Genomic DNA, 12,380 nt, shown 5'->3' with positions numbered 1-12,380 from the left:
GTATCACAAAACCATAAAAAAAGCCTGAATATAAATTCAGGCTAAAACATATTATGTCTTTTTTTATTCTGGAAACCAAATTAATTGTTCTTCTCCTCTTCCTTTGGTTCATGATCTTTTCTAACCTCTTCATCTCTATATTTACAACATGGATGTATCGAGTTATATTCTTCTTCAGTAGCTTTAATTTCTTTAGTATCATGACCTACTGAAGCAACCTTTTTAGAAATCGTTTTTAAATCTGTTTTGCGCTCATCAAAAATCAGTTTTAACTCATGTGTATCTACACTCCAAACGGCAGATTTTACACCTTTGGTTCTAATTGCTGCTTTTTCTATGCGTTCTTTGCACATACCACAAACACCATCAACTTCAATGCTTGCTTTTTTGTTTTTGTCTTGTGCAAAAGCTATGGTTGTTACTAATAATGTAAACATTAAAATTACTTTTTTCATCTTGATTTGTTTTTAGTTATTCCTGCAAAAAGCAGAAACTTATTTGTTTTAATTTAATTTCTATTTATGAATTCTTGCTTTTACAAGAACTAATTATTTTATACGAAATCGCAATCCGGCGTAATACATGCTTCCGTAAATTGGGCCATATACAAAATTACTATCAAAATTTGAACCAAACGGATTATCTGCACTAACTACGGGATTATCTTGACGTACATTAGTCACGTTTTCTCCACCTAAATATACTTCAAATTTTGGAGAAAACACTTTTGTAACTTGCAGATTTAAAGTTCCAACTGTTGGTGTTTCATCTGCTAACTGAAACTGTAATGCACTTAAATCCGTACTCGGAAAACGCTGACCGCTTAACCAATTGTATGTCGCATCAAATTTCCATTGTCCATTATTCTTTATTTCTGTTTCGTACGATGCATTAGCAAACAAACGGTGTTTTGGCACTAATGGCTTTTCTAATTTACCAGAGATATAATCTGTTTGTATATCATAATACTTATAAGCCATTCTAACATCAAAATGTTCAAAAGCATTATAGTTAAATTCAAATTGAAAACTATTTGCATAGCTATCTCCTTCTAAATTATAAAAATTGACTTCATAAGGATTCTCCCAATCTACAACGACTTGATTTTGAAAATCGGTTCTATAAAAATCGAAAGTTACATCGGCTTTTCTATCAAATAAGTTGAAGCCTTGCAAATAGCTAATACCATAATTCCAAGCAATTTCCGGATCTAATCCGTAAATTTTCCCTTCTGAATTTAAAATATTAATCTGTCTTGAACTTGAAAATATATTTTGGTTTTCTGCAAAAATATTAGCACTTCGTTTTCCTCTTCCTATAGATGCACGCAATGCTGATTTCTCCCAAGGTGTATATCGCACATGCAAACGCGGTGTCACAAAAAAACCAAGTTTATTATGTTGGTCTACACGCATTCCTGCTGTTAATGATAATTTATCTAAGTTATCAAAAGCATATTCAAAAAAGCCACCCACAGAATTCTCTGTTCGTTTATAGGTTGTATTATTTAGAAGCGCGTTATTATGATTGTTTACAAGCTCATTATAATGATCGTAAGTAAAACTTACTCCTGTTTTAATTTTGTGTCTGGAGTCTGAAATAATAGAATTATAAACCAAGTTAGAATAAAAACTATTATGTTTAATATCATACTGGTTTAACCCAAAATAAGAATCTTGTTGATGGTGACTAAATGCTGTTTGAAATCCGAGACTTTGATACGGAATTTCTGGGTTTACATAGCCTAATTTCGTAGTAATCTCAAAGCGTTCAGTATCAATCTCACTTCCCCAATAATTAGTTGTACCCTTATCACGTTGCGGGTCAAAGTCTACTTGTCCTGCTTGCTTTTCGTCATTAAGATATCTCAGATTAATAAAGCTAACCACGCCTTTTTCTGGATTGGTGTATTGCCAACGGTTCATAACGTTAATCTGATTGTACATTGGCATATCTAAAAAGCCATCGTCATTAACATCATGCTTTTCCTGATGTGTATTTCCATGCACATACAAACCTGTACTCCACTTATCTGAAACTTTAGTATTTATATGCGTATTTAGTTCTAAACGCTCACTTGAAGCTCCATAAAGGTTTACAAATAATTTATCATCAGTTGTAGGTTTTACCATTTCGGCATTAATTTGACCAGCAATACTTTCAAACCCATTAACCACACTACCTGTACCTTTAGTTATCTGAATACTTTCTACCCAAGTACCTGGAATAAAACTTAAACCATAAGCTTGAGATGCGCCTCTTATAGCAGGAATATTTTCTGTTGCAATTAAAATATAAGGTGAGTTTAAACCCAACATTTTAATTTGTTTTGAACCTGAAATAGCATCGGCAAAATTCACATCTATTGAGGGATTGGTTTCAAAGCTTTCTGCTAAGTTACAACAGGCTGCTTTTAACAATTCTGCACTTGTAACTGTAAAGGTATTTGCTGCTTGTAAATAGGATTTTCGAGTAGCTTGTTTACGAGATGTAATTTCTACAGCATCTAACTCGTCACTCGCTTGAAGTATATGTCTTATATACTTATTTTCACTTATGGTTATAGTGTCAGATTTAAAGCCAACATAACTAACAACCAATTTATTATAAGAAAATTTATAAGGTAACGTAAACGTACCATCTTCATTTGTAATTGCTCCAACTGATGAGCTTAACCAATACACATTGGCGCCTGGTAATGGCATTTCTTTTCCGCTGCTTGTTTCTAAAACAACTCCTTTTAATTGCTCTTGCGCAGAAAGCATAAGCGACAAGAACATGAATTTTATAAATAAATATTTTTTCATTTGTTTGAATTTCGGGTATAACAATAGCACACAATTATGTGCTTCCTTTTTAACGAAGGGCTATAACGGAATCAAATGAGGTAAACTTCATCTAAGAGATGAATGTCTTTAACTAATGTTGGCGGTAAGTAATTACTATGAGGAATGACCAAGTTGGGCAAACCTTCGAAAAGATTGATGTAAGAATAGCTGTAAGCAAATAATACTTGCTGTTTAATTACATCAAAATCTTCAAATGAATTGAACGTTAAATCAGAAAGGCCTTCAATGACGTCAATTTCATTTTTACAACAGCTTTTTTTAACCATATCTGTTGCTTCCATTTTAGAAATGTCCATTCCACATTTTTCACTTTCAGAAAAAATGGCTACGTCGACTAAAACATCTCCACAAAAGTGTTTATCAATAGTTAATGATAATGTAGAAAACAAAACCAATACTGATAACGCTATAGAAAAGGCTTTATGTGTATATGAAAATTTCACAATGCAAAGCTACAAAATTATTGAATTGATAAAGTAGAATTATAAAACTATTAACGATTTAGCTTATAGTAATAAAAGGCTGGAAAGAGTAAAATTAAAATTATTGGCTGTATTAAAAACCTCCTAATATTAAAAAAGAGATAATAATCTTCTTGTTTAGGATTTACTACAAAATACAAAAACGGAATAAGCAATAATACATAAGCTACAAAATAGATTAACGCAGAAAACTTAATAATACTCCTGTCTTTGAATATAAGATATAAAATCCCTAAAGAAATAAGTGTATTTAACACAAACCGAAACGTTGTATTTAAAACCAATTTTACAATTTCTCGTCTTGGACTATCTATATACAAATAGTCATTTTTAAAAAAGGTTAAATAGGGGTCGTAAAATAGTACGTTTTCATAAGCCCTTATTAAGACTAACAACATTAGTAGTAATCCAATTAAAAAATAAGTGACAATTTTATGCATTGGTCTTTATATTTTTAGAAAATCGGTTTACCCAAACCATCCAAAGCAAAAAAACGGTGCCGTAAATTAACATAGGAAAAATAACAGTGTGTAAAATTTCTCTTCGCCAAGGATAATGATAAAGGCCTATTGAAAGGATTACAATTCTAATTAAATTAAAAGCATAAATAATAATACTTCCTGCAAAGCAATAAATAAGTGTGGTTTTAAATTTACTTGCAAAAGCTACTATAAAAGACAAAAACAAAATGATAATACTAACAGCATTGCAACCTTCTATGACACGCGCTACATATGTTCCGTTAATGATGATTTTTACTGACGACTCATTGGGGTGAGGCATAATATTAGACTCATAACCTAAGCCATTTAACAGCGCATTTGTTTGCTCAGCTACCAAATGAGTTAAATAATCTGGGTAAAACTTTGAACCATCAGATACATTTAAATATAAATTATAGCCAACAGTCAAAACTCCATAAACAGCTAAAAACGTGATTATAAAGCGTATAACAAGTTTATATTTCACTAAAAGTGTCCTCAAATGTTAAGTATATTAGTTTGATGTTAAATTTATGAAAACAGTAATTCAAAATAGCGCATTTTAAATACTTTTGGCAAAAGTTTTTCACAGCTATGAATTTACAAGACTTAAAACCTAAAATAAAATCAATTGTTACACAAGACGATTGCACTATTGACCAACGTTTACTTAAAATTTGCGAAACTCTTGAAGCAAATATAAGTTATTATAACTGGGTTGGTTTCTACTTTAAAAATGGAGATAAAGACGAATTAAAACTAGGACCATACGTTGGTGCACCAACGGACCATACCATTATTCCATTTGGTAAAGGTATTTGCGGACAAGTTGCTATTAGCAATCAGAATTTTGTGGTACCAGATGTAACAGCTCAAGATAATTACATTGCCTGTAGCATAACCGTTAAGGCTGAGATAGTTATTCCTATTTTTATAAATGGAGAAAATATTGGACAAATAGATATTGACTCTAATACTCCAGACCCTTTTACAGAAGCCGATGAACGGTTTTTAGAATTTGTTTGTAAAGAGGTGGCTTCTTTATTAAAATAAAAACTAAATTCTACATTCCTGTACGTATAGCTTCCACTGGATCTAACCTTGATGCTGTTAGTGCAGGAACCACTCCTGAAATTAAACCAATTATTGAAGATATAAAAAATCCAAGAGCCATATTTTGAGGAGAAAGTACAAATTCAAAATCTTCAGCGTAATAACTTCCAATTAGAGTTCCTATCCATACTAAAAAAAGACCTACTAACCCACCTACTACAGCCAAAATCACAGCTTCAAATAAAAACTGAAACAATATAAATTTGTTCTTAGCTCCTAACGATTTCTGTATTCCAATAAGATTAGTACGTTCTTTAACACTCACAAACATAATATTTGCAATACCAAAACCGCCAACTAAAAGCGAAAACCCACTAATTACCCAACCTATTAAATTTAAACTGCCTATTATAGTATCAATAACATCTTGCAGTCCAGAAATAACACTAATAAAAAAGGTATCTATTTCATCTGGCTTTAAACCTCTTTTATTTCGCATCAACTGAACAACTTCTGCTTTTAAACCTTCGATATCTGCATCTTTTTTAGGCTTAATTACAACAATATACTTCATAAACGGATTATTATCTCCGTATCGATTTCTCACATAATTCGTTGGAAGAAATATTGAAACATCATTACTGTCGCCAAACAGACCTGAGCCTTCTTTTTTAACGACTCCAATAACCGTAAATTTCTGACCATAAAGGCGTACTTTTTTACCAATTGGTTCGAGTTCACCAAAAAGTGATTTTGCAATTTCAGATCCGATAACCACAACTGGTCGTCCAGAATTAGATTCAGACTCACTAAAAAAACGTCCTTTTTCAAATTCCATAACCTGAATATCAATAAACTCATGAGATACAACAACAGTATTCACACTACTTACCAATTCCGATTCGTATCTAATATTTTCGCGTTTTACAAAGAGTTGCAAAGCCACATGTTCTGCATCAGCTACAGAAGATTTTATGCTTTTGTATTCATTATAAGACACCTCATCAAAAGTTTCTCTTTGCCAACGCGGTACATCTGTTGGACCAAAAGGCATATTAGCCAAATACATGGTATTACTATCTAAAGAACTTAATTGACCTTGAATAGTTTTATCTAAAGAATCAACCGCTGCCAAAACAGCGATGATAGAAAAAATACCAACCGTAACACCTAAAAGTGACAAAAATGTTCTGAGTTTATTTGTGCGAAGCGCATTTAGCGCAAATGAAAAACTCTCTTTTAGTAAACGTAAATAGACCAGCATGCAAGGGTTGTTTTATAAAAAATTTAAGTGATTTTTAGCATTTTAACCAAAGCTAAAAAAGGACAATAAATTCAATATTTTAAAGATAGGACGTTTTCAACAATTTATTGTTACAAAAAACTTAAAGAAACTACATTTTGCATCAAGCTTTTATTTGTGAATATACGTATTTTTGCCGCATCTAAAACACAACACAACATTATGAACAACAAAACCATTTCATCGGCACTAATTTCTGTATTTAGTAAAGATGGATTAGAACCAATCGTTAAAAAACTAAACGATTTAAACGTAACCATTTACTCTACAGGAGGCACAGAAAAATTCATTAAAGATTTAGGAATTGACGTTGTACCAGTAGAAGATGTAACATCTTACCCTTCAATTCTTGGCGGACGTGTAAAAACTTTACACCCTAAAGTTTTTGGAGGTATTTTAAATCGCCAAAACCACGACGGAGATGTTGCCGAATTAAAAGAATTTGATATTCCACAAATCGACGTTGTCATCGTAGATTTATATCCTTTTGAAAAAACAGTTGCTTCTGGAGCAAGCAATCAAGATATTATTGAAAAAATTGATATTGGAGGTATTTCTTTAATTAGAGCTGCTGCTAAAAATTACGCTGATGTTACTTGCGTGTCTTCAGTAGACGATTATGCAGAATTTTTAGACTTATTAGAAACTAAAAATGGAGAAACATCTGAGGAAGACAGAAAACAATTTGCTGCAAAAGCATTTAATGTGTCTTCTCATTACGATTCAGCTATTTTTAATTACTTCAACCAAAATCATGAAATTCCATCTTTAAAAATTTCAGAAAATAAAGGAAAAGTTTTACGATATGGAGAGAATCCACACCAAAAAGGGTTCTTCTTTGGCGATTTTGATGAAATTTTCACAAAACTACATGGTAAAGAATTAAGCTATAACAATCTTTTAGATGTTGATGCAGCTGTAAATTTAATGTTAGAATTTAAAAACGATGCACCAACCTTTGCCGTTTTAAAACACAATAATGCTTGCGGTTTAGCACAACGCGACACCTTACACCAAGCTTATTTAGATGCCTTAGCTGGTGATCCTGTTTCTGCTTTTGGCGGTGTATTAATTAGTAATACTGAAATTGATGTTGCTACTGCTGAAGAAATTCACAAATTATTTTGCGAAGTTGTCATTGCACCATCGTTTTCTGATGAAGCTTTAGAAATTCTAAAAGGTAAGAAAAATAGAATCCTTTTAATCTTGAAAGATATAGAGATGCCACAAACCAATGTAAGAAGTTGTTTAAATGGTATCTTAGTTCAAGATAGAAATAATATAACAGATACACTTGAAGGTTTAAAACCAGTTACAAAAACAACGGCGACTTCAAATGAATTAGACGATTTAATATTTGCTTCAAAAATTTGTAAGCACACTAAATCTAACACAATTGTTTTGGCCAAAAACAAACAACTATGCGCTAGTGGCACCGGACAAACAAGTCGTGTTGACGCCTTAAACCAAGCCATTCACAAAGCACAATCTTTTAATTTTGATTTAAAAGGAGCCGTAATGGCAAGTGATGCCTTTTTCCCATTCCCAGATTGCGTAGAAATTGCAAACAATGCTGGCATTACCGCTGTAATTCAACCAGGTGGCTCTATAAAAGACCAATTAAGTATTGACTATTGTAATGAAAACAATGTTGCTATGGTAATGACAGGTACACGTCATTTTAAACATTAAAAAACGTCATTTAAAGAACCCAAAATAAAGATACAAACCATCTTAATTTTGGGTTCTTTTTTTTTATCAAAGCGCTCTTCTAATTTGTTTTATTGGTAAAGTAAAAGAAAAAATAAAAAAAGTTTAGCAATAAACATCTTTAAACATATAAATAACGTATATTTTACTACTTTTACAGATAGTCTTAAGAATAAGATACAAATAACCCAAATAATTAAGAATAGCACATGGGATTTTTTGATTTCCTAACGGAAGAAATAGCCATAGATTTAGGAACCGCAAATACATTGATAATCCACAATGACAAAGTTGTTGTTGACAATCCATCTATAGTAGCAAGAGACCGCATAAGCGGAAAAATAATAGCAGTTGGTAAGGAAGCCAACATGATGCAAGGAAAAACGCATGAAAATATCAAAACAATTCGTCCATTGAAAGATGGTGTAATTGCCGATTTTGACGCTTCAGAACAAATGATAAGTTTGTTTATTAAAAATATTCCTGCATTAAAGAAAAAGTTTTTTAACCCAGCATTACGTATGGTAGTTTGTATTCCTTCTGGTATTACCGAAGTAGAAATGCGAGCTGTAAAAGAGTCATGTGAGCGTGTTAATGGAAAAGAAGTTTATTTAATACATGAACCAATGGCCGCTGCCATTGGTATTGGTGTAGATATTATGCAACCTAAAGGAAATATGATTGTTGATATAGGTGGAGGTACCACTGAAATCGCAGTTATTGCTCTTGGCGGTATTGTTTGTGATAAATCTGTAAAAGTTGCAGGTGATGTATTTACAAACGACATTATTTATTACATGAGAACGCAACATAACTTATATGTTGGAGATAGAACGGCCGAAAAAATTAAAATTCAAATTGGTGCAGCTACTGAAGATTTAGAGTTGCCGCCAGAAGATATGAGTGTACAAGGTCGTGATTTGTTAACAGGGAAACCGAAACAAGTTCAGATTTCATTTCGTGAAATTGCAAAAGCTTTAGATAAATCTATTTTACGTATTGAAGACTCTGTCATGGAAACCTTATCTCAAACACCTCCAGAATTAGCTGCAGATATTTACAATACTGGAATTTATTTAGCAGGTGGAGGATCTATGTTAAGAGGTCTCGATAAACGTTTGTCGCAAAAAACAGATTTACCTGTTTATATTGCAGAAGACCCTTTAAGAGCTGTAGTAAGAGGTACAGGTATTGTGCTTAAAAACTTACCTAAATACAAAAGCGTATTGATTAAATAAAAAGTAAATAATGCAGCAAATTTTAAATTTTGTTATAAGAAACAAAACCTTTCTGTTGTTTTTATTACTTTTTAGTATTGCCTTAGCTTTAACCATTCAATCGCATTCTTATCATAGGAGTAAATTCATAAACTCAGCCAATGGATTAACAGGAGGAGTTTATAGCACCATCAATTCTGTTGACAAATATTTCAACTTAAAAACTGAAAATGATATTCTTTCGGAAGAAAACAAACGCTTAAGAGAACAACTATTTAATAGAAATACAACAACCGACTCTTCATTTATTGACACAACATATTCTAAATCAATATACAGAGTCACTATTGCAGATGTGTATAAAAACAGTTATTCCTCTACCAATAATTACCTCACATTAAACAAAGGAAGAAATGATAGTATTAAAGAAGATTTTGGCGTAATTACCTCTAAAGGAATCATTGGTATTATTGATAATACATCAAATAATTACTCAAGAGCTTTATCTATTCTAAATACAAGAAGTAGAATTAATGCGAAGTTAAAATCTACAAACCATATTGGTTCTTTAACATGGAATGGAGAATCTCCTATCTATGCTCAACTAGAAGACGTTTCTCAATTTGCACCTGTAAAAATTGGAGATACAATTCAAACAGGTGGACAATCTTCAATCTTCCCAAAAGGTATTGGTATTGGTACCATTTCTAGTTTTGAAAGTGATATTAGTGGTGATACCTACACAATACAAGTAAAATTGTTTAACGACATGACCAATATTGGCACCGTTTATATTTTAGAAAACTTAGACCGTAACGAAATCTTAAATTTATAAAATAGTAGTGATGAATAATGTTACAGGCATAAATATCGCTAGGTTTATTTTACTATTATTAACTCAGGTTGTGATATGTAATCAAATTAACTTTTTGGGGTATATTAACCCATATATCTATATTATTTTCATCTTCCTATTTCCAATAAGGGAAGAACGTCTTGTTCTTTTACTAGTGAGTTTTTTACTAGGTATGTTTGTAGACATGTTTTCAGATTCTGGTGGAGTACATGCAGCTGCTGCTGTAAGTTTAGCCTATGTAAGACCTATACTTTTAAAAAGTGCGTTTGGTATGTTATACGAACACCAAAGTATAAAGTTTAGCAACACAGACATGGGCAGCTTAATATCCTATATTTCATTAGGTACTCTAATTCACCATTTAATATTGTTCTCATTAGAAATTTTTAACATTTCCAACATACTTTTAATCTTACAAAAAACGTTATTTTCTAGTATTTTCACTATAATACTAAGCGTATTGATTATAATTTTATTTAGCCGAAACAAAAAATGAGAAAATTATTATTACTAACCACTGTAATTCTTGTTGGTCTTGTTTTTATTGCGCGCTTGTTTTACCTTCAAGTTTACAATAGTTCTGCTTACAATATTTTTGAAGACACTGCCATTAGAAAAGAATACAATTACCCTAAACGTGGTTATGTCTATGACAGAAACGGAAAACTTTTAGTTGCCAATCAACCTTCTTACGATGTAATGGTGATTCCTAGAGAAGTTAAGCCTTTAGACTCATTAGAACTAAATGAATTCTGCGAATTATTAAAAATAACACGAGAAGAATACGATAAAAAGCTAAAAAGGGCCACTAATTACTCGCCAAGATTATCTTCACCTTTTGTACAACAACTATCAAAGAAAGATTACGCTGTACTTCAAGAAAAAATGCGAAAATTTGAAGGCTTTTATATTCAAAAACGATCACTCCGTTCATATCAAACCAATATTGGTGCTAATGTATTAGGCGATCTAGGTGAAGTAAATCGTCAAACCATAAAAAATCAACCTTATTACGTATTGGGTGACCTTATTGGTAAGCAAGGTGTTGAAAAAACGTACGAAGAAGTACTACGAGGAGTAAAAGGTATAAAGTTTATTCAAAAAGATCGTTTTAATAAAAATATTGGTCCTTTTAAAGAAGGAGCATTAGACACTTTACCTCAACCCGGAAAGGATATTACAATAACCATAGACTCAGAACTACAAGCTTATGGCGAGTTATTAATGAAAAACAAACGTGGTGGTATAGTCGCTATAGATCCTCAAAGCGGTGAAATATTAGCTATGGTTACAGGTCCAAGTTACAATCCTAATTTGCTTGTAGGAAGAGAACGTAATAAAAATTTTAGTCGATTATTTAGAGACACGATTAACATGCCCACTTTTGATAGGGGTTTACAGGCTCAATATGCTCCCGGTTCGCCGTTTAAAGTAATCAACGCTCTTATAGGGCTACAAGAAGGTGTGGTTTCCGTTAATGAAACATTTCCTTGTCGAATGGGTTACTATTATGGCAATCGACGTTTAACAGGTTGCCACCATCACAAAAGTCCAGTTTCTATGAACTCTGGTATTGCACAATCTTGTAATGCTTATTTTGTGAATGTGTATCGTCGTATCGTAGATAAATATGATGACGCTGGAGATGGGATGAATATTTGGGCAAAACACGCAAAGAGTTTTGGGCTAGGTAACTTTTTAAATAACGATTTATCCGTAGGCCAACCTGGTAGAATTCCTGATGGAGATTATTATGACAAGGCTTATGGTGATAATCGTTGGGGTTCAACCTATATCGTTTCTAACGCCATTGGTCAGGGAGAAGTTGAAGCCACTCCAATTCAGTTGGCTAATATGGCTGCAGCTATTGGTAATCGTGGATATTACTACACTCCACATATTATAAAAGACATTGAAGGCGACACCATAGATATTAAATATAGAACTCCAAAATACACCACTATTGATAAAGAACATTTTGAACCTATAGTTCAAGGGATGTTTGATGTTTATAACGAGGGTACAGCAAAACACATAAGAGTTCCTGGTATTGATATTTGTGGAAAAACAGGTACTGCTGAAAATTTCATAAGAATAGATGGAGTCAAAACACAACTTACCGACCACTCTATTTTTGTCGCGTTTGCACCTAAAGACAATCCAAAGATTGCGATTGCTGTTTTTGTTGAAAACGGATATTGGGGAGGTCGTTTTGCCGGACGAATGGCAAGTTTAATGATAGAAAAATATATTAAAGGTCATATTACACGAACCGACTTGGAAAAATGGATTTTAACCCATAGTTTAGAAAATGAATATAAAAAACCATATTCTGGAGAACCATTTAAAATAAATGGAGAGACCACCCTCCAAGTCATTGACAACTATGCTATTGAAAATCCAAATCAAAGCAACGTAAAATTATAAT

Annotated in this window: 12 protein-coding genes; 6 read left to right on the top strand and 6 right to left on the bottom strand. The window is 32.3% G+C overall.

Annotation, left to right across the window (positions count from 1 at the left end; all coding sequences use genetic code 11):
• Positions 1-80: 80 nt before the first annotated feature.
• From ABD730_RS02380 to xrtF, 5 genes are all read right to left on the bottom strand, one after another.
• Positions 81-455: a heavy-metal-associated domain-containing protein gene (locus ABD730_RS02380; protein ID WP_215928771.1), complete on the bottom strand. Its 375-nt coding sequence runs from the start codon at positions 453-455 to the stop codon at positions 81-83.
• Between the two features lie 93 nt (positions 456-548).
• Positions 549-2,807 carry a TonB-dependent receptor gene (locus tag ABD730_RS02375; protein WP_344712271.1) on the bottom strand — a complete coding sequence of 753 codons (2,259 nt, stop codon included), beginning with the start codon at positions 2,805-2,807 and terminating at the stop codon, positions 549-551.
• Positions 2,808-2,878: 71 nt separating this feature from the next.
• On the bottom strand, positions 2,879-3,292 hold the full coding sequence (locus tag ABD730_RS02370; RefSeq protein WP_215928769.1) for an HYC_CC_PP family protein: 414 nt from the start codon (positions 3,290-3,292) through the stop codon (positions 2,879-2,881).
• A 50-nt stretch (positions 3,293-3,342) separates the two neighbouring features.
• On the bottom strand, positions 3,343-3,771 hold the full coding sequence (locus tag ABD730_RS02365) for an exosortase F system-associated membrane protein (RefSeq protein ID WP_344712269.1): 429 nt from the start codon (positions 3,769-3,771) through the stop codon (positions 3,343-3,345).
• Entirely contained in the window at positions 3,764-4,315 is a 552-nt protein-coding gene (xrtF, locus tag ABD730_RS02360) for an exosortase family protein XrtF (RefSeq protein WP_425583496.1), read from the bottom strand. The genes ABD730_RS02365 and xrtF overlap by 8 nt, the downstream gene beginning before the upstream one ends.
• Positions 4,316-4,407: 92 nt before the next feature.
• Here xrtF and ABD730_RS02355 point away from each other — a divergent pair, with 92 nt between their 5' ends.
• Positions 4,408-4,866, top strand: a complete 459-nt coding sequence (locus ABD730_RS02355; RefSeq protein WP_215928764.1) for a GAF domain-containing protein — start codon at positions 4,408-4,410, stop codon at positions 4,864-4,866.
• A gap of 10 nt (positions 4,867-4,876) precedes the next feature.
• Here ABD730_RS02355 and ABD730_RS02350 read toward each other — a convergent pair whose 3' ends face one another.
• On the bottom strand, positions 4,877-6,130 hold the full coding sequence (locus ABD730_RS02350) for an ABC transporter permease (RefSeq protein WP_215928762.1): 1,254 nt from the start codon (positions 6,128-6,130) through the stop codon (positions 4,877-4,879).
• 201 nt (positions 6,131-6,331) lie between these two features.
• On the opposite strand from ABD730_RS02350, the gene purH reads away from it, so the two are divergent.
• The 5 genes from purH (at position 6,332) to mrdA (ending at position 12,379) form a co-directional block, all read left to right on the top strand.
• Positions 6,332-7,861: a bifunctional phosphoribosylaminoimidazolecarboxamide formyltransferase/IMP cyclohydrolase gene (gene purH, locus ABD730_RS02345; protein WP_344712266.1), complete on the top strand. Its 1,530-nt coding sequence runs from the start codon at positions 6,332-6,334 to the stop codon at positions 7,859-7,861.
• Between the two features lie 227 nt (positions 7,862-8,088).
• Entirely contained in the window at positions 8,089-9,117 is a 1,029-nt protein-coding gene (locus ABD730_RS02340; protein ID WP_215928758.1) for a rod shape-determining protein, read from the top strand.
• Between the two features lie 10 nt (positions 9,118-9,127).
• The gene (mreC, locus tag ABD730_RS02335) at positions 9,128-9,931 is read left to right on the top strand and encodes a rod shape-determining protein MreC (RefSeq protein WP_344712263.1); all 804 of its coding nucleotides are present in this window, start codon (positions 9,128-9,130) and stop codon (positions 9,929-9,931) included.
• A gap of 175 nt (positions 9,932-10,106) precedes the next feature.
• Entirely contained in the window at positions 10,107-10,448 is a 342-nt protein-coding gene (locus tag ABD730_RS02330) for a hypothetical protein (protein WP_344712261.1), read from the top strand.
• Positions 10,445-12,379 (top strand): penicillin-binding protein 2, encoded by a 1,935-nt coding sequence (gene mrdA, locus ABD730_RS02325; RefSeq protein WP_334467484.1) that lies wholly within the window; start codon positions 10,445-10,447, stop codon positions 12,377-12,379. Before ABD730_RS02330 ends, mrdA begins: the two co-directional genes overlap by 4 nt.
• Position 12,380: the final 1 nt, after the last annotated feature.

The organism is Winogradskyella damuponensis, from assembly GCF_039538385.1.
Taxonomy (GTDB): domain Bacteria; phylum Bacteroidota; class Bacteroidia; order Flavobacteriales; family Flavobacteriaceae; genus Winogradskyella; species Winogradskyella damuponensis.
This window is presented reverse-complemented; position numbering and strand designations above follow the sequence as displayed.

What these genes read in the sequence shown, in the direction of transcription:
- ABD730_RS02380 (WP_215928771.1), bottom strand. Translation starts at nt 455, where the DNA reads ATGAAAAAAGTAATTTTAATGTTTACATTATTAGTAACAACCATAGCT.
- ABD730_RS02355 (WP_215928764.1), top strand. Translation starts at nt 4,408, where the DNA reads ATGAATTTACAAGACTTAAAACCTAAAATAAAATCAATTGTTACACAA.
- ABD730_RS02340 (WP_215928758.1), top strand. Translation starts at nt 8,089, where the DNA reads ATGGGATTTTTTGATTTCCTAACGGAAGAAATAGCCATAGATTTAGGA.
- ABD730_RS02350 (WP_215928762.1), bottom strand. Translation starts at nt 6,130, where the DNA reads ATGCTGGTCTATTTACGTTTACTAAAAGAGAGTTTTTCATTTGCGCTA.
- mrdA (WP_334467484.1), top strand. Translation starts at nt 10,445, where the DNA reads ATGAGAAAATTATTATTACTAACCACTGTAATTCTTGTTGGTCTTGTT.
- ABD730_RS02365 (WP_344712269.1), bottom strand. Translation starts at nt 3,771, where the DNA reads ATGCATAAAATTGTCACTTATTTTTTAATTGGATTACTACTAATGTTG.
- mreC (WP_344712263.1), top strand. Translation starts at nt 9,128, where the DNA reads ATGCAGCAAATTTTAAATTTTGTTATAAGAAACAAAACCTTTCTGTTG.
- purH (WP_344712266.1), top strand. Translation starts at nt 6,332, where the DNA reads ATGAACAACAAAACCATTTCATCGGCACTAATTTCTGTATTTAGTAAA.
- ABD730_RS02375 (WP_344712271.1), bottom strand. Translation starts at nt 2,807, where the DNA reads ATGAAAAAATATTTATTTATAAAATTCATGTTCTTGTCGCTTATGCTT.